Annotated in this window: 16 protein-coding genes; 7 read left to right on the top strand and 9 right to left on the bottom strand. The window is 64.0% G+C overall.

The features are described 5' to 3' along the window. Positions 1-10 precede the first annotated feature (10 nt). Together prfH and KIP88_RS22220 are read right to left on the bottom strand one after the other, a co-directional pair. The gene (prfH, locus tag KIP88_RS22225) at positions 11-634 is read right to left on the bottom strand and encodes a peptide chain release factor H (RefSeq protein WP_214490126.1); all 624 of its coding nucleotides are present in this window, start codon (positions 632-634) and stop codon (positions 11-13) included. After that, the gene (locus tag KIP88_RS22220) at positions 631-1,824 is read right to left on the bottom strand and encodes an RNA ligase RtcB family protein (protein WP_214490125.1); all 1,194 of its coding nucleotides are present in this window, start codon (positions 1,822-1,824) and stop codon (positions 631-633) included. The genes prfH and KIP88_RS22220 overlap by 4 nt, the downstream gene beginning before the upstream one ends. Positions 1,825-2,243: 419 nt before the next feature. Here KIP88_RS22220 and KIP88_RS22215 point away from each other — a divergent pair, with 419 nt between their 5' ends. Together KIP88_RS22215 and mfd are read left to right on the top strand one after the other, a co-directional pair. Next, positions 2,244-2,534 (top strand): succinate dehydrogenase assembly factor 2, encoded by a 291-nt coding sequence (locus KIP88_RS22215; RefSeq protein ID WP_214490124.1) that lies wholly within the window; start codon positions 2,244-2,246, stop codon positions 2,532-2,534. Continuing rightward, positions 2,531-6,049, top strand: coding sequence for a transcription-repair coupling factor (gene mfd / locus KIP88_RS22210; RefSeq protein WP_214490123.1), 3,519 nt, complete (start codon positions 2,531-2,533; stop codon positions 6,047-6,049). Before KIP88_RS22215 ends, mfd begins: the two co-directional genes overlap by 4 nt. A gap of 141 nt (positions 6,050-6,190) precedes the next feature. On the opposite strand, the gene KIP88_RS22205 is transcribed toward mfd, so the two are convergent. From KIP88_RS22205 to KIP88_RS22195, 3 genes are all read right to left on the bottom strand, one after another. Next, positions 6,191-7,447 (bottom strand): GGDEF domain-containing protein, encoded by a 1,257-nt coding sequence (locus KIP88_RS22205; protein WP_214490122.1) that lies wholly within the window; start codon positions 7,445-7,447, stop codon positions 6,191-6,193. Positions 7,448-7,538: 91 nt separating this feature from the next. Continuing rightward, positions 7,539-9,044, bottom strand: a complete 1,506-nt coding sequence (locus tag KIP88_RS22200; protein WP_214490121.1) for a class I adenylate-forming enzyme family protein — start codon at positions 9,042-9,044, stop codon at positions 7,539-7,541. A 43-nt stretch (positions 9,045-9,087) separates the two neighbouring features. Beyond that, complete coding sequence (locus tag KIP88_RS22195; RefSeq protein ID WP_214490235.1) at positions 9,088-10,914, bottom strand: extracellular solute-binding protein; 1,827 nt, start codon at positions 10,912-10,914, stop codon at positions 9,088-9,090. Between the two features lie 260 nt (positions 10,915-11,174). Here KIP88_RS22195 and KIP88_RS22190 point away from each other — a divergent pair, with 260 nt between their 5' ends. Beyond that, entirely contained in the window at positions 11,175-11,951 is a 777-nt protein-coding gene (locus tag KIP88_RS22190) for an invasion associated locus B family protein (protein WP_214490120.1), read from the top strand. A 70-nt stretch (positions 11,952-12,021) separates the two neighbouring features. On the opposite strand, the gene hspQ is transcribed toward KIP88_RS22190, so the two are convergent. After that, entirely contained in the window at positions 12,022-12,354 is a 333-nt protein-coding gene (hspQ, locus tag KIP88_RS22185) for a heat shock protein HspQ (RefSeq protein WP_027537766.1), read from the bottom strand. Between the two features lie 123 nt (positions 12,355-12,477). On the opposite strand from hspQ, the gene KIP88_RS22180 reads away from it, so the two are divergent. After that, positions 12,478-13,431: an AEC family transporter gene (locus KIP88_RS22180; protein ID WP_214490119.1), complete on the top strand. Its 954-nt coding sequence runs from the start codon at positions 12,478-12,480 to the stop codon at positions 13,429-13,431. 136 nt (positions 13,432-13,567) lie between these two features. Here the strand turns inward: KIP88_RS22180 and KIP88_RS22175 are convergent, their stop codons facing one another. Beyond that, positions 13,568-14,758 carry a UbiH/UbiF family hydroxylase gene (locus KIP88_RS22175; protein WP_214490118.1) on the bottom strand — a complete coding sequence of 397 codons (1,191 nt, stop codon included), beginning with the start codon at positions 14,756-14,758 and terminating at the stop codon, positions 13,568-13,570. Positions 14,759-14,893: 135 nt separating this feature from the next. Here KIP88_RS22175 and pcsA point away from each other — a divergent pair, with 135 nt between their 5' ends. The 3 genes from pcsA (at position 14,894) to KIP88_RS22160 (ending at position 17,420) form a co-directional block, all read left to right on the top strand. Then, positions 14,894-15,628, top strand: coding sequence for a phosphatidylcholine synthase (pcsA, locus tag KIP88_RS22170; protein WP_214490234.1), 735 nt, complete (start codon positions 14,894-14,896; stop codon positions 15,626-15,628). Beyond that, complete coding sequence (locus KIP88_RS22165; protein WP_214490117.1) at positions 15,625-16,350, top strand: TerC family protein; 726 nt, start codon at positions 15,625-15,627, stop codon at positions 16,348-16,350. The genes pcsA and KIP88_RS22165 overlap by 4 nt, the downstream gene beginning before the upstream one ends. 95 nt (positions 16,351-16,445) lie before the next feature. Further along, on the top strand, positions 16,446-17,420 hold the full coding sequence (locus KIP88_RS22160; RefSeq protein WP_214490116.1) for a quinone oxidoreductase: 975 nt from the start codon (positions 16,446-16,448) through the stop codon (positions 17,418-17,420). A 391-nt stretch (positions 17,421-17,811) separates the two neighbouring features. Here KIP88_RS22160 and KIP88_RS22155 read toward each other — a convergent pair whose 3' ends face one another. After that, positions 17,812-18,096, bottom strand: coding sequence for a hypothetical protein (locus KIP88_RS22155; RefSeq protein WP_214490115.1), 285 nt, complete (start codon positions 18,094-18,096; stop codon positions 17,812-17,814). Positions 18,097-18,327: 231 nt separating this feature from the next. After that, the gene (locus KIP88_RS22150) at positions 18,328-19,524 is read right to left on the bottom strand and encodes an acetylornithine transaminase (RefSeq protein WP_214490114.1); all 1,197 of its coding nucleotides are present in this window, start codon (positions 19,522-19,524) and stop codon (positions 18,328-18,330) included. Positions 19,525-19,677 lie beyond the last annotated feature (153 nt).

Below are 19,677 nucleotides of genomic sequence, written 5' to 3'. Positions count from 1 at the left end.
TTTTTTCCTGCTACGATGCCTGGAACGCTACACCCTTGAACCGCTTTACCGGGCGTCCGCGCTCAAGGCGATCATGCGCCGCATGCGCATCGTTCTGCGCGGTGATCGCTTGCAGCTCGCCCTGTGACTTGAGCAATGCTGCGATCCGCTCCAATGCCAGCGCCTTGTTTCGATGCTGCGAGCGCTCCTCCCGCGCAACGACAGAGAGGCCGCTCGCGATGTGGGTGGCGCGCACAGCGCTCTCGGTCTTGTTTTGATGCTGGCCGCCGGGGCCGCCGGCCCGGAAGGCTTCAAAGCGGACATCCTGGACCGCCAGCGCTTTCGGTGCCTCCGGCAGCGCCGGAAGCTCGAACACACCGATGAACCAGTTCTTCCGCTTGTGATGTGGCCTGAGCGAGCTTTGTGCCACCCACTGGATCGCACCGATCCACGGCCGCGCGAATGCAGCCGCGGCATCGCCATGAATTACGACGATCGCCGAGGCCGGACCATGCCTGTCCGTATTCGGCCCCTCCAGGCAATCTGTCTCGAGACCGAGCGAGGCAGCTTCAGCTGCGAGCGTTGCAACAGCCTTCCGGACCGCGATCCGGCATTCCGCCGGACCGCGTCCGCTGGTGAAGAGAAGTCGGATCATCGGCGATCCTCCTTCCAGGATTTCTCCCGCCTGGCTCCGCCAGCTGCGACATTCGACTGTGCCTTCTTGAACGTCACCAGCGGCCGAAATGTCGCGACCACACGCGCCAGGCCGAACTCGACGAGGTCGGCGATGACGCGTTCAATGCTCTTGTAGGCCTCCGGCGCCTCTTCCGCGAGCAGGCCACGATCGCCGCAGACGACGATGCCGCCATAGGGATTGCGTTCCAGCCGCGCCACGTCGGGTTTCTTGACCCGGACGCGGCCGTGCATGGAACCGCGGTCGTATTTGCGGCCCGCGCCATGCGCGAGCGAGGCCAGCGCCTCGGTTCGCATCGCCGGAAGCGGCTCCACCAGATACGACAGCGTCCCGCGCGATCCCGGCACCGGCACCAGCCCGCGATCGGAAGCCGCCGCGCCCTTCCGGTGCAGCGCCATGACGTCGCCACCTGCGTTGTGCTCACGCTCGACCATGTTGTGCGCGAGATCGTTGACAGGACGCAGGTCTGCGCGCGCTGCGGCTGCGGCCCGCTCCGCGATGATGCGGCGATTGAGTCTGGCCCACTGCACGGCGTGGTCATGCGCGGCCATGTACGCGCCGCCTTCTTCGCCCGCGGGATCAAGCGCTACGGGCCCATTCAGCAGAATTCGTTCCAGGATCGAGAAACCGAGGCCCCGCGAACCGGAATGGACCAGGACGTAGGCACGATCGCGGTCGAACCCCGCCTGTGCGGCGGTGTCAGGCGCAAGGATTTCCTCGATGGCCTGGAATTCGCAGAAATGGTTGCCGCCGCCGATGCTGCCAAGCGAGGCATCAAAGGTGGTGGTGGAAAGGCCGACGTCGGCCAGGACGCTGTCGGTAACGCCATCCCAGGGCTGATCGAGCGCATGCAATCGGTCGGCCAGTTGGTCGAGCCGCAGCTTGCGCGCCGCGATATCAAGCTCAAACAGCCCCATGCCGCAGCCGATGTCGGAGCCGACCAGCTGCGGGTGAATGCGATCAGCCAGAACGGCGCAGCCGACCGGACCATATTTGCCGGGGTGGAGGTCCGGCATGGCCGCGACCGACTGCACGCCGGGCAATCCGGCGACCTGCTGGAGTTGAAGCGTGGCGTTACCCTCGATCCAGGACTTGGACGAGGCGAAGACGTGGATCGGCGCGCAGCCGTCCACCTTGGGAGAAGTGCCCATTGAAATGCTTTCAGGAGATTTGAGAATCGTCGGCGCGCGCAACGCGGATATCGCTGACTTAAGCGCGCGAGTTCCCAAGTGGCACGGCTAACGCACGCGCCCTTAGGCGATGCCCTCGACGGGGCGGCGAGACAATGTCATCGAGCCTTCTCCGTGATGATCATGCCAAAATCGGCTATCGATCGCGCGAGACACATAACGGTGAAATCGAAAAGCTGCAAGTCCGGCCGCGGCGGGCAGCGCGGGCGTCGAAGCAACCAACGCGGGAGATAGGGAGGGCAGTGGACCGCCTCGCAATCCATACACGCCACTTTCGCATGGGCCTGTGGGTGAAACGCTACTGACATTCCCTGGTGCGAGGGCTATATCAACCCCGCCCGGCACGTCCGGGCTTTTGGCGTTCGAAACGGAATGGGACAATGACCGGTACGACACGATCAAGCGGTGGCCTCGACGACCGCCGCAAGCGGCTTTTGTTCCGCTGCTGGCATCGCGGTACCCGCGAGATGGATCTCATCCTCGGCCGCTTTGCGGATGCCGAGATATCGGCCATGCGCGATGACGAACTGGCCGAACTCGAGCAGCTGATCGAGGTGCCCGATCCCGATCTCTATGCCGCGCTGATCGGCGACACGCCGCTTGATCCGGAATATGCGACCGCGCTGTTCGACCGCATCAAGGCGTTTCGCGCCGTGGTTCACGACGCATGAAGTCGCCTGTCAAATCGCCCGCCGCGTTGCTGGCCCCCAGCCGTGCGCTGACCTTTGCCAACGTTGCCGAAGGCGCCGAGGGGCTGGTCGTATCCGATCTGGCCCGCGCGGTGGCGGCACGGCCGAAACCGCCGGCCGTGAGCCTTGCCGTCGTCTGCCGCGACGGTCCCCGCATGCAGCAGCTCGCGCGGGCGCTGGAATTCTTCGCCCCCGATCTACCCGTGATGCAGTTTCCGGCCTGGGACTGCCAGCCCTATGACCGGGTGTCGCCGCATGGCGGCATCCTGGCGCAGCGCCTGACCACGCTGGCGCGGCTGTCGCGGCTGCAGGGCAGCGACAAGCCGCTGATCGTGCTCACCACCGTCAATGCCATCGTGCAGCGCGTCCCGGCACGCGAGGTGGTGGCGGCGCAGGCGCTGTCGGTGGCGCCCGGCCATGTCGTGCCGATGGACTCGATCGTGGCCTGGCTGGAGCACAATGGCTACAACCGCTCCTCGACCGTGCGCGAGCCCGGCGAATATGCCGTGCGCGGCGGTATCCTCGATCTGTTTCCGGCCGGTCTCGACCAGCCCGTGCGGTTCGACTTCTTCGGCGACAGCCTTGAATCGATCCGGACCTTCGACGCGGAAACGCAGCGAACGCAGCTCGACATGCGCGCGCTCGATCTGGTTCCAGTTTCGGAATTCCAGCTCGTCACCGAAACCATCCGCCGCTTTCGCATGGGCTATGTCGCGACCTTCGGCGCGCCGCAGCGCGACGATCTGCTCTATGAAGCCGTCAGCGAAGGCCGCCGCCATCCCGGCATGGAGCATTGGCTGCCGCTGTTCCAGGAGCGGATGGATACGCTGTTCGACTATCTCGATGGCGCGCCGGTCGCGATCGAGCCGCAGGGCGAGGACGCCGCCCGCGAACGCTTCAAGCAGATCGCTGACTATTACGAGGCCAGGCGCGAGGCGCTGGAGCATCCGGGCTCCGGCGCGATCTACAAGCCGTTACCGCCGGATCGGCTCTATCTGACGGAAACGGAGTGGACCGAACGTCTGAGTGAGGCGGCGGTGGCGCGGCTGACGCCATTTGCGGTGCCTGAGGGCAGCGCCGACGTGTTCGACGCCGGCGCGCGGCAGGGGCGCAATTTCACGCCCGAGCGCGCCGACGGTTCGGTCAACGTGTTCGAAGCCGTGGTGGCGCACGTGCTGGCGTTGCAGGCGCAGCGCAAGAAGGTGGTGATCACGCTGTGGAGCGAAGGCTCCCGCGACCGCATGGGCAGCATGCTCAGGGATCACAAGCTCGCCAATCTCACCAGCGTCAACGCCTGGCGCACGGTGCAGGCGACGCCACGCAACGAGGCCATGCTGGCGGTGGTCGGCATGGAGAGCGGTTTCGAGACCGACGAATTCGCCGTCATCAGCGAGCAGGACATTCTCGGTGACCGCCTGGTGCGGCCGCGCAAATCGAGCCGCAAGCTCGATAACTTCATCTCGGAAGTCACGAGCCTTTCGACCGGCGATCTCGTGGTTCACGTGGAGCACGGCATCGGCCGCTTTGTCGGGTTGCAGACGATCGAGGTCGGCGGCGCGCCGCATGACTGCCTCGAACTGCATTATGCCGCGGAAACAAAACTGTTCCTCCCCGTCGAGAACATCGAACTGCTGTCGCGTTACGGCTCCGATCACGCCAATGTCGAACTGGACCGGCTGGGCGGCGGTGGCTGGCAGGCGCGCAAGGCAAAGCTGAAGAACCGCATCCGCGAGATCGCCGGCGAACTGATCAAGATCGCGGCGGAACGGCATCTGCATGAAGCGCCGAAAATGCCGGTGCAGCCGCATGTCTATGACGAGTTCTGCGCGCGCTTCCCCTATGAGGAAACCGAGGACCAGTTGGGGGCCATCACGTCCACGCTGAAGGACCTCGAAAGTGGCCGTCCCATGGACCGGCTGATCTGCGGTGATGTCGGCTTCGGCAAGACCGAGGTAGCGCTGCGCGCCGCGTTTGCGGTTGCGCTCGACGGCAAGCAGGTGGCCGTCGTGGTGCCGACCACGCTATTGGCGCGGCAGCACAGCAAGAACTTTGCCGAACGTTTTCGCGGTTTTCCCGTCAACGTTGCGCAGGCCTCCCGCCTGATCCCGGCCAAGGAACTGACGCAGGTCAAGAAGGGGTTGACCGAGGGTCATGTCGATATCGTCGTCGGCACCCACGCGCTGCTCGGCAAGTCGATCAAGTTCAGGGATCTCGGCCTTCTGATCGTCGACGAGGAGCAACACTTCGGCGTCAGCCACAAGGAGCGGCTGAAGCAACTTCGTGCCCAGGTGCATGTGCTGACGCTGAGCGCCACGCCGATCCCGCGGACGCTGCAGCTCGCGCTCACCGGCGTTCGCGATCTCTCGATCATTGCCTCGCCCCCGGTCGATCGACTGGCGGTGCGGACTTTTGTGGCGCCGCATGATCCGCTGATGATCCGCGAGGCGCTGCTGCGCGAACGCTACCGCGGCGGACAGGCGTTCTACGTCGTGCCGCGGATCGAGGACCTCGCCGGCGTCAAGGACTTCCTCGACAAGAACGTGCCGGAGATGAAGGTCGCGGTCGCCCACGGCCAGATGCCGCCGACCGTGATCGAAGACATCATGTCGGCGTTCTACGACGGCAAATACGACATCCTGCTCTCGACCACGATCATCGAGTCCGGCCTCGATATCCCGACCGCCAACACGCTGATCGTGCACCGCGCCGACATGTTCGGGCTGGCGCAACTCTATCAGCTGCGCGGACGGGTAGGGCGCTCGAAACTGCGGGCGTACGCGCTGTTCACGTTGCCAGCGCAGCAGAAGATCACAGCCCAGGCCGAGCGGCGGCTGAAAGTGTTGCAGTCGCTGGAGACTTTGGGCGCGGGCTTCCAGCTCGCATCGCACGACCTCGATATTCGCGGCGCCGGCAATCTGCTCGGCGAAGAACAGTCCGGGCATATCAAGGAAGTCGGCTTCGAGCTCTATCAATCGATGCTGGAGGAGGCGATCCTCAACCTCAAGGCCGGCGTGGTGGAGCCCGCGGCCGACCGCTGGTCGCCGCAGATCACCATCGGGATGCCGGTGCTGATCCCCGAGGACTACGTCAACGACCTCGCCGTGCGGCTGTCGCTATACCGGCGGCTGGCCGATCTCGAGACCGACGAGGAGATCGACAATTTCGCCGCCGAGATGCGTGACCGCTTCGGCGTGCTGCCGGACGAAGTGCGCTATCTCTTCAAGGTCGCGGCGATCAAGGCCTATTGCCGCAGAGCCAATGTCGAGAAGGTCGACGCCGGGCCGAAGGGCGCGGTGATCGCGTTCCGCGACAACAAATTCGCGCAGCCGGACCGGCTGGTATTCTTCATCCGCCAGCACGGCCAGGCCGCCAAGGTGCGGCCCGACATGAAGGTGGTGTTCCTGCAGACATGGAAGACGCCGGAAGAGCGGTTGATGGGCACGACCGAGATCTTACGCCAACTCGCCAATCTCGCGGAGAGCAAGAAGGCGGCGTAGTCGGTCTCGTGTCCCGGACGCGGTGCGGCGCAGGGTGGGCAAAGCGTAGCGTGCCCACCATTTCGAAGCGCGATCGGTGATAGATGGTGGGCACGTCGCTAACGCTCCTTTGCCCACCCTACAGGCCGGCGGGGCGAATGACTACGACGCGGCGCGATGCGCCTCTTCCTGGAGCCGCGACCGTAGCGACTTCGCGGAATCGTTCGGCAGCAGCGTTGCGATCGTGACGGTCGGCTCAGATCGCGCATCGCGCTGGCCGTGGCTGGTATGGCGCATCACGCTCGACAGCCGCCGCGCGACGGTGTGCGCCGTCTTCAGGTCGGTTTCGGCAAACACCACGACAACCCCGCCGTCTTCCTGGGCGGCGCCGAAATCCATCTGCCGCATCAGGCGGCTGATGATCCGTGCGCCGTCGAATTGCGCGCGGGGATGTTCGGGATCGAACGCAAAACGTGCGACCGACAACCCGCCGCCGCGTTGCTGCGTCTGGTAGATGGCGCTGGCGAAGTCGCGCTCGAAGGCTTCCGGGGTGAGCAGGCCGGTCCGCGCGTCGATCAGGCCATCGGCATCGATGGCCTTCAGCGTGCGGCTCAGATGGGCTTCGAAGGCATGCTGGCGGATCAGCGGCAGCGCCGTCGCGACCACCTGGGCGGCGTCGTCGGACACGACCTCGAGGTTCGGCAGATCGTAGCTAGGTGCCAGATCGACTGCCGTCACGACGACGGGAAGGTTGCGGAAACGGGCGTCCTCCGTCAGCACGGTGAGGAAGGCGTCGATCACGCGCGGGCTGAAGCCTTCGCCGAGCACGATGCCGTCGATGTCTCTCACATTGAGATGCTTCGCCGCCGCCTCGATCGAGAGCGCGCCGACCACGCCGGTGCGCTCGCCAAGCGTGACCGACAACGTGGGATAGGCGCCGCCGCGGCCGATCAGCAGCACGGTGGCGTCGCGCGCCGGATCGATATGCGACAGCGCCATCGGCGTTGCCGGCTCCAGCCGGCGCATCACGGTCGCATGCAACGACCGCACGCGCAGCGCGGCACGCAGGCGAGCCACCAGGCGGTCGGAGCCGCCTTGGGTTGGCGAGACTTGAGTTTGGGAGATTTGGCCCTGAAAGAAGGGAATGACGTTGTCCGGATGCGGGACCCGCGGGTCGACCGCGATCAGCGGCAGATAAGGCTGGCGTGCCGCAACCCGCGCTGCCAGCTCCGTCAGTCCGGCTGCATCGGTGTCGGCGGTTGCCGCCAGCACGGCGGCCGGTTGCACCTGTTCGACCGCGCGCACAGCGTCCGCCCACTCGGTCTCGACCACCGGAAACAGCCTGCCGACATCGAGCGTCGCGGCAAAAGATGGCCGTCTCGCAGTCGACACGACGAGGATCGGACCTTGCTGGGACATTTTTAGAACTCGGGTCAGGCGTGCATCTGGAACCCGCGAGTCTAGTTTGCGCCGCTTAATGCGGCGTCAACGCCGTCCCTGCCGGAGGCTCTCAGGTCGCGTTGGACCGGTCGCGAAATGCTTCCACCATCAATGGGTTAAGGCCGAGTTCTGTCAGCGCGTCCCGGGCGCGCGCATTGTCGAGCGCGCGGCCGGCGAGCCGGTGGCCGCTGAGGCGGTCGGGCAATGCGGTCAAGAGCGCGCCCTGGCCGAGCCGCCGCGCCCACTCCTGCAGGTCTTGCGCCAGGAAGCGGTAGCCGCCGACGGCCATGACGCCGGATGGCGGCGCCGTGATGTTGATCGCGCCGGTCACGCGATCGAGCCGCGCCGCGTAATCCGTATCGACATAGTCACGCGGCGGCGAGGCGATCAGAGAGTCGCTCGGCGGCGGAGGCGGTGCATAGGCGGCGACCGGCACCATCGGCCCGCGCAATCCCAACGTGCCGCGCGGCGTCAGCAGGACCTCGCCCGCGATCGACGATCCCGGCAATTCGCGCGGCGCGCCGTGAAGGCCGGGCTTGATCAGGGCCGGTGAGCCGTCCTCCGCGATCCGGCGCGCGCCGAACAATCCGGCCTCGCCGAACAGATAGACATCCGTCAGCATCGCCTGTTGCGCGGCCCAGCACGCGCTGGAGCCGACCTGTTCGGGCGTGCGCCACAGGCCGATGACATTGCGCAGGCTTGGCATCCGCGACGCGAGGTCCAGTTCGTCCAGCCGCAGCGCCAGTTGAGCAGGTGCAATCAACGTATCGCAGGCCTGTTCGATGATCTGTTGTTCCAGCGCCTCATCGTCGAACGGGTGGTGCAGCACCAGCGTTCCGCCGGACAAGAGCCAGATCGCCAGTGACGAGGCGAGGCCGGCAAACGACATCGGCGAGAAGGCCGACAGGACAGTTGCGCCCTGCGGCACGTCGCTTTCGAGCGACATCGCAAGCCCGCCGGCAATCAGACCGAGATGGGCGCGCGGGACCGGCCGGAAGCCGTCCGCGGTGACGTCGAAGGAAATCAGCGCCGCCTTGCGGCCGTCCTGGATCACGGCACGTGTGGTCAGGGATTCTCGGAAAATCGCGTTGTCGAGCGAGGCCATGCCTTCGGGCAGGTCGCTGCCGAAGCCGCAGACATGGCGGATCGAGAACGCTTCGGCGGCGGCGTTCATGGCGATGTCCGAATAGATCACGCCGTCGACCTTGCCCGAGGTCACGATCCCCCGCGCGGCGGTGCGGTTGAGCGCCATGGTCAATTCCGACTGCCGCCAGAGCAGCGGCAGCACCGCGACGACGAGGCCGGCGCGAAAGGCGGCGAGCACGGTGAGCGCGAATTCGATGGTGTTGGGCAGTTGAACCGCGATCACCGAATTGGACGGCAGGCCGGATTCGATGAAGTGCGCAGCCAGCGACGAGATCATGCGGTCGGCCTGCGCGAAGGTAAGACGCTTCGGCGGCTGGCCGGTGATGCGCTGCTTGTTCGGGGGATCGACCAGCGCCAGCGCATCCGGCTGCCGCGCCAGGTTCCGTTTGAACAACGTATCGAGCGTTGGCGAAGCGGTGGGCTGGGTCACGGCGTTACTTCGGCTCTGTCACGAGGGTTGCACAGTTGGTGATTCATTTCGCTTCCGGCTTCTGCCACCAGGTTTCCGGCAGATAGCCCGTCAACGCGGTTGCTACAGGTCGTTCTATCCGATTCCAGCGCGCGATCCATTGCTCCTGCACGTTAATAACGGGGATAGCGTAGAAGCCTGACATCAGGGCGCGGTCGAGCGCCCGCACCGCGGAGACGAAGGCCGGGTGCTCGCGCGCCTCGAGCAGCGCCGCAATCAAGGCGTCGATGGCGGGCTCCTTCGCCCCCATGTAATTCCGCGTGCCGGGAATGTCGGCGGCCTGGCTACCAAAGTAGAAGGACTGCTCGTTGCCGGGGGACAGCGATTGATCCCAGCGGTTCTGCAGCATGTCGAACTCGTAGCTTAGCCGGCGCTGGTCGAACTGCACGGGATCGACCGCGCGAACGCTGGCTTCGATGCCGGCGCGCTTGAGGTCGCGCTGATAGGCCAGCGCGATCCGCTCCTGATCGCGCGTCGTCACCAGGATTTCGAAGGTGAAGGGGATTTTGGTCGCACGCTGCCGCAACACGGCTCCATCGAGCTCGTAACCGGCCTCCGACAGCAATTTGAGCGCACCGCGCAGCGTCGTGCGATCACGCCCCGATCCGTCGGTGACGGGCAGGCGGAAACTGCCGTCGAGAATATCCGGCGGGATACGCTCAGTGAACGGTTTCAAAAGCTCGCGCTCGCGATCGTCGGCCGGACGGCCATAGGCAGACAGTTCGGAGCCTGCGAAGAAGCCCGCTGAGCGCGCATAGAGCCCGAAAAAGTAATTCCGGTTGACCCACTCGAAATCGAACAACAGCGTCAGCGCCTGACGAACGCGGATGTCTGAAAAAATCGGACGCCGCGTGTTGAACACCAGGAATTCCGACGGCTGCGGCATCTCGGTCTTGATGGTGTCGCGGATCACTTCGCCGCTGCGGGCCGCCGCAAAATCGTAGCCGTCGTGCCAGCGCAGCGGTTCGTGCTCGACCCGAAAGTCATAGAGGCCGCGCTTGAATGCCTCGAACTGGCCGTTGGACTCGCGATAGAAGTCGAGCCTCATCTCGTCGAAATTCCACAAGCCGCGATTGACCGGCAGGTCGCGGCCCCAGTAGTCGGGATTGCGGGTCAGCGTGACACTGGCTCCCGGCTTGACGGCGGTGACGCGATAGGGTCCGGAACCGATCGGCCCGGTCATCGTCGTTTCCTCGAAGGTCGCTGGATCGACCGCGTGTCGCGGCAGGACGGGCATCAGGCCCAGGATCAGCGGAAGCTCGCGGTCACTTGTGCCGCCGAAATCGAAGCGCACCGTAAGCGGGTCGGGCGCCTCCGCCTTTGCGACCTTGGAATAATACTGCCGGTGATTCGGTCGGCCCTTGTCGCGCAGTAGTTCCCACGAAAACAGGACGTCGTCTGCCGTGACCGGCTTGCCATCGGCGAAGCGCGCCTTGGGGTCGAGGTGGAAGGTGACGTAGCTGCGCGCGTCGTCGGTCTCGACGCTTTTGGCCAGCAAGCCATAGAGCGTGAAAGCCTCGTCATTGCCGCGCGCCATCAGGCTCTCGACCACATAACCCCTGATCTGCTGAACGGCGATGCCGCGGACGATCAGGGGATTGAGGCTGTCGAAAGTTCCGAGGAGGCCCCAGACCAGCCGCCCGCCCTTCGGCGCATCGGGGTTGGCGTAGGGCATATGCGTGAAGTTGGGGGGAAGGGCCGGTGCGCCGTGCATCGCCAGCGCGTGGCTTTCGGTCGCCTTCGCTTCGCCGACCGCCGCGAGCGGCGTTACACCCAGCGCGAGGGCGATACAGGCCAACACACGCAGACGTATACGCCCGCAGACGGTCATAGACGGGCAGGGATTTGATTCGAAAATGCGCACGCGAAAGCTTTACCATAGGCTTCGGCCCGGACCTTCGGGGAATGCCAAAGATGCCTGTCGGCATTGATCTTTTCGCCTGCCTCTGTATTGAAGGCGGGCAATTGATGACGGCGGGAACACCTGTCACGTATCCGCCTCAATTGCCAACGAGACAGCCGCCTCAGCGCGGCTAGGTGTCGGTGCCTGTAGCGGTTTCGGGCGCTGCGGTTCAGAAAGGGTTTTCCGCAATGAATTTCCGTATCTTGGCCGGGTCGATCCGGCCGCGTGGGCAGATCATCGCCCTGTTGGCGGCCTCGGCATTGTCGGCAACGTTGATCGCTTCGGGCGCGCAGGCCCAGCAGCCCGCGCCGGCGCCAGCGGCGCCAAAAGCGCCTCCGAAGGCTGCTCCCAAGGCTCCCGCCCCTGCCGCGCAGGCCCCTCCGGCTGGCGCTCCCGCCGCCCCCCAGCAGCCGCCGGAACAGCAGGTCCAGCTGATCTACGCGCCCTGGACCAAGTTCTGCCTCAAGGGTCAGGAAGCCGGCGCCAAGCAGGTTTGCTTCACCGGCAAGGACGGCCGCATCGAGTCCGGCCAGCCCGTCATCGCCGCCGTCATCATCGAGCCGGAAGGCGAGCCGAAGAAGCTCCTGCGCGTGACCCTGCCGCTCGGCATGCAGCTCGTGCACGGAACCCGGATCATCGTCGACAGCAATGCGCCGCTGCAGGGCCCCTACGTCATCTGCTTCCAGAACGGTTGCATGTCCGACTACGAAGCAACCCCCGAGCTGATCGCCAGCATGAAGAAGGGCCAGAATCTCGTTGTTCAGGCGATCAATTCCAACGGCGCACCGCTGACGCTGCCGCTGCCGCTCGCGGGTGAATTCGCCAAGGCCTATGACGGTCCGCCGACCGATCCCAAGGTGTTCGAGGAAAATCAGAAGAAGCTGCAGGAAGAATTGCAGAAGAAGGCTGAAGAAGCCCGCAAGAAGCTCGAGGGAGCGGGCGGCGCCAATCCGGCGGCGAAGTAAGCGCCGCATCGTTCGACAAAACACAAAAGGCGCCCGAGCAGGGCGCCTTTTTTGTTGCGGGCAATGATGGCTAGTTCAGCGACGGATTGCGCGGGCGATAGCCGCCTGACTTGTCCTTCACGAAGATCTCGGCCACCTGCGAATGCCGGATCGGCTCGCCGGAATCGTCCGGCAGCAGGTTTTGTTCGGAAACATAGGCGACGTATTCGGACTCCGAATTTTCAGCGAGCAGGTGATAGAACGGCTGGTCCTTGTGCGGCCGAACCTCTTCGGGGATCGACAACCACCATTCCTCGGTATTGTTGAATTCCGGATCGATATCGAAAATCACGCCCCGGAATGAAAACACCCGGTGACGGACGATCTGCCCGATCTGAAATTTGGCGGTGCGCGCTTTAATCATGTCCCGTCGAATAGACCATGATTGTGGCCGATGCTAGGGGCAATAGGACGAATTAACCTTTACGTGTGGTGGCCAGGTCCGGCGCCATATCCCCGAAATCACTGACGAAAAGACGTTTTCGAGATGGCCGATATACTCAACCTCGCGCTTCCCTATTTCGGCCTGATCTTCATCGGCTTTGCCTGCGGCAAGACCAGGGGCCTGCCGGAAGCCGGTCTCGCCTGGATGAACTTCTTCCTGCTGTATGTTTCTCTGCCAGCGTTGCTGTTCGGCATCATGTCCGAGACGCCGTTTTCCGAACTGAACAATCCGCCATTCCTGATCGCGACCACGCTTGCGACCGTGAGCGCGTTCGTGATCGCGATGGTGATGGGCCGCTTCATCGGCGAACTGTCGCTGCGCAAGGCGACCATGGCCGGCCTTGCCGGCGCCTACGGCAATATCGGCTATATGGGGCCAGGGCTGGCGCTCGCGGTGCTCGGCAGCAAGGCGGCGGCGCCGACGGCGTTGATCTTCTGCTGCGACAGCATCTTCCTGTTCTCGATCGTGCCGCTGTTGATCGCACTGACCGATCGCGAGCATCCCTCGATGCTGCACGCCATTGGGGTCGCGGCGAAGCAGATCGTCATGAACCCCTTGATCATGTCGGCTGCCGCGGGCGCGCTGGCGGCTGCGCTGCATATTCAACTGCCGGTCGCAATCGGCAAGACGCTATTGTTTCTGCAAAACGCGGCCGCGCCGACCGCGCTGTTCGTGCTCGGCGTCACCGTGGCGCTGCGCCCGTTCGATCGCGTGCCCTGGGAAGTGCCGGGCGTGATCGCGATCAAGCTGCTGGTCCATCCGCTCATCGTGTTCGGCTTGATGCTGCTGTTCGGACCGTTCGCGCAGCCCTGGGCGGCGACCGCCGTGCTGATGGCGGCACTGCCGCCTGCACTGAACGTGTTCGTGATCGCCCGGCAGAACAATACCTGGATCGAGCCGGCGTCCGTCGCCGTCCTGATCGGGACCTTTGCCTCGGTGGTCACGTTGACCAGCGTGATGTGGTTCATCCAGAGCGGGCGGCTGGTGTTTCCGTAAGGGGGCGGCTTCTCAAAACACAAAATCGCGAAAACAAGCCCATGCAAAGTAGATAAGCGTAGCCCGCATGAGCGAAGCGATATGCGGGACCGGTCCCCCGGGGTCGCTTCGCTCGCCCGGGCTACGGCAAATATGGTCAGCTCACGCGCTTCCAGGTCGGCGCCAGCCCCTCGCGCATGGCAAGCCGCCGCAGCGGGCCGAACGAACCGAGGAGGTGCATGCCGGCCGCGCGCAGCGATTGCATGCCTAAGAAATCGCTGAGCAAGGAGCGATTGGCGACATCGATGGCAATCAGCCGGCTCGCGACGTCGGCGCGGCGGGCGGACTGATAGCGCGCCAGCACCGCCGGCGATCCCGGATCCTCCCCGAGCGAGATCGCACTGCCTGCGATGTCGGCGATATCGGCCGCATCGCGCAATCCCATGTTGAGGCCCTGCGCGCCGATCGGCGGCACCACATGGGCGGATTCGCCGACCAGCGCGACACGATGGCTGGCGAACTGGTCGGGACGCTCGATCGTCAGCGGAAACAGGTTGCGCCCGGCTTCGACCTGGACGCGGCCGAGGATGGAGTGCGACTGCGCCTCCGCGGCTTCCGACAATTCCTCGTCGCCGAGCGACATCAGCCGCTCGGCCTCCCTGGTCGCCGAGACCCACACCACGCTGCAGCGGTTGCCGGGCAGAGGCACGAATACGCAGGGGCCCTGCGCGGTGTGAAATTCGGTGGAGATGCCGTTGTGCGGCCGCGAATGGGAAATGTTGAAGGTCAGCGCCGACTGGTGCAGGTCGCGCCGGCTGACCCCGATTCCGGCGGCCTCGCGGGAAGGCGATTGCCGCCCGTCGGCGCCGATCACCAGCCGCGCGGCAAGCTGCTCGCCCTTGCCGGTATGGATGATGACGGTCGCGTCCTGCGGGTCGATCGTTGCCGCCTCATCGTCAAACCGGGTCAGGTTCGAAAGCCCGGCGGCACGCTCTTCGAGGGCGACCATCAGCGAGCGGTTGTCGATATTGTAGCCGAACTGTTCGAGACCGATCTCGTCCGAGGTGAACCGCACCTCGGGCGCGCGGATCAGCCGGCCGGTGTCGTCGACGAGGCGCATGGTCCGCAAGGCGGCGGCCTTGTCGCGGCAGCGGGACCAGACGTCCAGACGTTCGAGCAGATCGGTGGAAGCCCCCAACAGCGCCGTGGTGCGATTGTCGGCATAGGGGACGCGACGGGCGAGCAGGGCGGTTTTGGCGCCGGTCGCGGCCAGCGCGATGGCTGCGGTCAACCCAGCCGGACCGCCTCCGATCACGGCGGTGTCATAAATTTGGGATGCATCGTTCATATTGGGACAATTGACATTCGGGCCGGCATTTTCAAGCCATCAACTGGCCGAAATGTTTCCGCCCCAATCGCGCGGCGGAACGCCGCAAGAGCCGATATGCAAATCGGAGCGATTCCTGATAGCACTGCCGACGCAATGGACCAGACGACAGAACCAGATTCCGTCCCGGCGACCGGCCAAACGCGGACCGCAGCATTAGCCGTGCATATCTTCACGGCGATGGGCGCGGGTATCGCGTTGTTGGCGATGCTGGAGGCCGTGCGCGAACACTGGGCCAACATGTTCGGCTGGCTCGGCGTCGCCCTGATCATCGATGCGATCGACGGCCCACTGGCGCGCAGACTGGATGTCGTGAGATTGCAGCCGAACTGGTCCGGCGAGGTGCTCGATCTCGTCGTCGATTTCGTGACCTACGTTTTCGTTCCGGCCTATGCCATCACCGCCAGCGGGATGCTCCTGCCGGTCGCAGCGCCGCTGCTTGGTATCGGCATCATGGTGTCGGGTGCGCTCTATTTTGCCGACCGGCGCATGAAAGCGTCAGACAATCATTTCCGCGGCTTTCCGGCGCTATGGAACGTGGCAGCGTTTTATTTGTTCTTGCTGCACTTGCCGCCCGTGCTTTCCAGTCTCGGCATCGCAGTTCTGATCGCGCTGACATTCGCGCCGTTTCATGTGCTGCACCCGATCCGGGTGGTGCGTCTGCGCTGGTTGACCCTGTGGCTGATGGCCATTGGAGCAGTGCTTGCTATATATACGCTCGCCCGCGATTTCGACGTGGGCGCTCCGATCGTCGCCGGGCTGTGCGCTATCGCGGCTTACATAATAGGAAGTGACACAGTGATCCGGCGAATAAAGTTGTTCAAGGCATGATGGAATTACTGACGAGCCCGGAAGCCTGGGCGGCGCTGTTGACGTTGACGGCACTGGAAATCGTGCTCGGCATTGACAACGTCATTTTCATATCGGTGATTGTCTCGCGCATCCCTGAGCACCAGGCGAAGCAGGCTCGACAGATCGGGCTCGCACTAGCGCTGGTATTTCGCATCCTGCTGCTCAGCGTGCTGGTGTGGCTGATCGGCCTGACCCAACCCGTGATCACGGTGAAGGACCTCGCATTTTCGTGGCGCGATATCATCCTGATCGGCGGCGGCATGTTCCTGATCGCGAAGGCGACCCACGAAATTCATGCCGAGGTGGAAGCGCGCGAGGCCGAAAACGACGATAAGCCGAAGGCCAGCGCTTTTTTCTGGGTGATCATGCAGATCATCGTCGTCGACATGGTGTTCTCGCTGGATTCGATCATCACCGCGATCGGTATGGCGGAGGATATCGAGATCATGGTCGCGGCGGTCGTGATCGCCTGTTTCGTGATGTACGTGTCGTCAGGGCCGGTTTCCAAATTCGTCGCCGATCATCCGACCACCAAGATGCTGGCGCTGGCGTTCCTGGTGCTGATCGGGGTGGCGCTGGTGGCTGACGGATTCCAATTCCACATCCCGCGTGGCTATATCTACTTTGCCATGTTGTTCGCGGCGGCCGTCGAACTGTTCAATGTGCTCGCCAGGCGCAACCGCAGGAAGGTCGCCAGGTAGCCGGTTTCGGCCGGGCGAGTTGACAACCCGGCGGCGATGGCTTTCGTTTCGTATCCAGGTTGGACGCCTGAGCAAATTCCGAGGGAGAGACTGTCATGACCAAGGCCGTGCGCGTGCACAAGGTAGGGGGTCCGGAAGCCCTGGTGTATGAGGACGTGGACGTGCCGGCGCCGGGAGCGGGCGAGGTCCGCATCCGTCAGCATGCCGTCGGCCTGAATTTCATCGACGTCTATTTCCGCACCGGCCTCTACAAGGCGCCGGGGCTGCCGTTCATCGCCGGAAACGAAGCCGCCGGCGAGGTCGTGGCCGTCGGCCCGGGCGTCACCAATTTTCACCCCGGCGACCGCGTCGCCTACTATTTCACGCTTGGCGGCTACGCCAGCGAGCGGGTGATCCCGGCGGACAAGCTGGTCAAGCTGCCCGACCACATTACCTACGAGCAGGGCGCCGTCCTGATGCTCAAAGGGCTGACGGTCTGGTACCTCCTGCACAAGACCTTCAAGGTCGAACCCGGCCATCGCGTGCTGATCCATGCCGCCGCGGGCGGCATTGGGCTGCTCGCCTGCCAGTGGGCAAAGGCGCTCGGCGCGCATGTGATCGGCACCGTGGGCTCCAAGGCGAAAGCCGATCTCGCGCTCTCCAATGGCTGCGACCACGTCATCCTCTACAACGAGGAAGACTTCGTGGCACGGGTCAAACAGATCAGCCGCAATGAGCTCTGCGACGTCGTCTATGACGGCGTCGGCAAGACCACGTTCCCGGGCTCGCTGTCGTGCCTGCGGCCACGCGGCCTGTTCGTGAGCTTTGGCAACGCCTCCGGCCCGGTACCGCCGTTCCCGCTCACCGAACTCAACAACCACGGCTCGCTGTTCGCGACCCGGCCGAAGCTCAACGATTACGTCTCTACCCGCAAGGAACTTCTCGAAGGCGCCGACACGCTGTTCGCCGCCGTCATCAACGGCAAGCTCCACGTGCCGATCAACCACGCCTACGCGCTGAAGGATGCGGCGAAGGCGCATACGGAGCTTGAGGCCAGGGCGACGACGGGCGCGGCGATCATGCGGCCGTAGCCGCCACCGTCCTTGCGAGCCAACGGGTCGTTCGCGCCCGGCCGTTGCCAAGGTTACGTCACGCGGTGCGGAATGCCGGGAATGACGACACGGGCGAGGCGGGTCATATGCCATGATGACAACCAGAGGGCGGCGAGTCAAATTGAGTGCTCTGGCGCGATCCGTGATGCGGACGTAGCCATCAACCGAAGAAACGGGCGCGGTACGAACACAGTAGCTGCGAGTGACACATGAACGACGTTGGCAGCTGGCGCTGCCAAAAAAAATTGCTCTGCATCTTGACGACCGGCCGGCTAATGGGTGTCACCGTAACTCTGAGCTCTCACCACTTTAAAGTGCTTCCCCGGATCCGGCGACCATATCCTCTGACTTTGAATAGAGTTCGGAACCTCTATAAGAGATCCCAATAGAATATTGCGCTGGAGGCAACAATACCAACAAATATGCCAATAGAGATCGCCTTTCGAATCGGCGTTTTCCATGGAAAGCCTCTCATGCCACCCATGAGATAAAGCGCTACCGCGGCACCAGCGAAGAACGGTTTCTCCTTCCAGAGAAGTCCTATAAGCACCGTTGAAATCACCGCGGATACCACGCCTGCAAGGATTACCCGCGGTAGATTGTTTGAAGAGCGGTATGTTTGACCGGCCTTTACGGTTGTTTGTTCTGGGGCCATAGTCCGCCAACTCCACCTTTTGTAGTTACGGTGCCAGTGCACTCAATTTGCCTCGCCGCCCTCTGGTTGTCATCATGGCATATAACCCGCCTCGCCCGTGTCGTCATTCCCGGCATTCGCACCACGTGACGTAACGTGGCAACGGCCGGGCGCGAACGACCGACGAAGCAATCCATGCCTCCGCTTGCGTTGAGATGGATTGCTTCGCTTCGCTCGCAATGACGATTGAGGCTACGCCACCCGCCGCGCCGCTCCCGCCTTGACCAAAATCGCATCAAGGCAGTCGATCATCAGCGATATCTCCTCGCGTGTGACGTTGAGCGCCGGCATGAAGCGGAGCGCATCGGGTTGCGGCGAGTTGACGAGCACGCCCTCCGCAAGCGCCTCGGCCACGATCGCGGCGCCGATCGGCAGCTTGAGATCGAGCGCGAGCAGCAGACCCCGGCCGCGCACCTCGCCGAGACCATGGCGCGCCGACAGTTTTTGCAGTTCGCTTTCCAGGAAAAGGCCGGCGTCCGCCACCGCTTTCAGGAATTCCGGCTTTGAAACCTCCTCGAGCACGGCAAGCCCCGCGGCGCACATCAACGGATTGCCGTTGAACGTGCCGCCCTGGTCGCCGTGCTCGAAGCAGGAGGCGTGCGCAGTGGCGAGCAGGGCGGCCAGCGGCACGCCGCCGCCGATGCCTTTGCCGAGCGTCATGATGTCGGGCTCGATGCCAGCATGTTCGTAATGGAACAGTTTTCCGGTCCGGCCCATGCCGGTCTGGATCTCGTCGAAGATCAGCAGCAGGCCGTGTTCTTTGGTGAGCGCGCGCAACTCCTTCAGGAATTGATCGGTCGCCGGCCACACGCCGGCTTCGCCCTGGATCGGCTCCAGCATCACGGCGACCGTGTTGTCCGAGATCAGCGCCTTCACTGAATCGAGGTCGTTGAGCTTGGCCTTGCGGAAGCCCGATACTTTCGGCTCGAACAGCGGCTCGAACGCCTTCTTGCCCGATGCCGACATGGTGGCGAGCGTGCGGCCGTGAAAGCCGCCCTCGAAGGTGATGATTTCGAACGCGCCGTTCTTGTATTTCGCGCCGTATCTCCGCGCGAGCTTGATGGCGCCCTCATTGGCCTCCCCGCCTGAATTGGCGAAGAAAACCTGATCGAAGCAGCTGTTCTCAACCAGCGCTTTTGCCAGCTTCAGGCTGGGACCGTTGTAGAAGGCGGGACTCGGCGTCAGCAACAGCTTGGCCTGTGCTGCGAGCGCTTCGGCCACCACCGGTGGCGAATGGCCGAGGCAGTTGACCGCCCAACCCTGCATGAAATCGAGATAGCGCTTGCCGGCGTCATCCCAGAGATACGCGCCTTCGCCGCGAACGAACACGGCCTGCGGGCGGGCGGTGATGTTCATCAGCGCGTCGAACGGATGGGCAGCATTGGTCATGTCGATCTCCTCAGGGTTTTTGGGGAAGGGGCAGGCCGAAACGCAAGAAGGCCGCACTTTTGAGGGTGCGGCCTTCTCGAAAACGTTGCTGAAACTAGCTAATCAGCGTTGTCGTCGGACACGGCGCAACCCATCGTCGCTGGAGCGACGACG

It is taken from the genome of Bradyrhizobium sp. SRL28, from assembly GCF_018596315.1.
Taxonomy (GTDB): domain Bacteria; phylum Pseudomonadota; class Alphaproteobacteria; order Rhizobiales; family Xanthobacteraceae; genus Bradyrhizobium.
This window is presented reverse-complemented; position numbering and strand designations above follow the sequence as displayed.

Bases quoted from the DNA above. Each gene is read 5' to 3' on its own strand.
- prfH (WP_214490126.1), bottom strand. From the start codon at position 634: ATGATCCGACTTCTCTTCACCAGCGGACGCGGTCCGGCGGAATGCCGG.
- KIP88_RS22220 (WP_214490125.1), bottom strand. From the start codon at position 1,824: ATGGGCACTTCTCCCAAGGTGGACGGCTGCGCGCCGATCCACGTCTTC.
- KIP88_RS22215 (WP_214490124.1), top strand. From the start codon at position 2,244: ATGACCGGTACGACACGATCAAGCGGTGGCCTCGACGACCGCCGCAAG.
- mfd (WP_214490123.1), top strand. From the start codon at position 2,531: ATGAAGTCGCCTGTCAAATCGCCCGCCGCGTTGCTGGCCCCCAGCCGT.
- KIP88_RS22205 (WP_214490122.1), bottom strand. From the start codon at position 7,447: ATGTCCCAGCAAGGTCCGATCCTCGTCGTGTCGACTGCGAGACGGCCA.
- KIP88_RS22195 (WP_214490235.1), bottom strand. From the start codon at position 10,914: ATGACCGTCTGCGGGCGTATACGTCTGCGTGTGTTGGCCTGTATCGCC.
- KIP88_RS22190 (WP_214490120.1), top strand. From the start codon at position 11,175: ATGAATTTCCGTATCTTGGCCGGGTCGATCCGGCCGCGTGGGCAGATC.
- hspQ (WP_027537766.1), bottom strand. From the start codon at position 12,354: ATGATTAAAGCGCGCACCGCCAAATTTCAGATCGGGCAGATCGTCCGT.
- KIP88_RS22180 (WP_214490119.1), top strand. From the start codon at position 12,478: ATGGCCGATATACTCAACCTCGCGCTTCCCTATTTCGGCCTGATCTTC.
- KIP88_RS22175 (WP_214490118.1), bottom strand. From the start codon at position 14,758: ATGAACGATGCATCCCAAATTTATGACACCGCCGTGATCGGAGGCGGT.
- pcsA (WP_214490234.1), top strand. From the start codon at position 14,894: ATGGACCAGACGACAGAACCAGATTCCGTCCCGGCGACCGGCCAAACG.
- KIP88_RS22165 (WP_214490117.1), top strand. From the start codon at position 15,625: ATGATGGAATTACTGACGAGCCCGGAAGCCTGGGCGGCGCTGTTGACG.
- KIP88_RS22160 (WP_214490116.1), top strand. From the start codon at position 16,446: ATGACCAAGGCCGTGCGCGTGCACAAGGTAGGGGGTCCGGAAGCCCTG.
- KIP88_RS22155 (WP_214490115.1), bottom strand. From the start codon at position 18,096: ATGGCCCCAGAACAAACAACCGTAAAGGCCGGTCAAACATACCGCTCT.
- KIP88_RS22150 (WP_214490114.1), bottom strand. From the start codon at position 19,524: ATGACCAATGCTGCCCATCCGTTCGACGCGCTGATGAACATCACCGCC.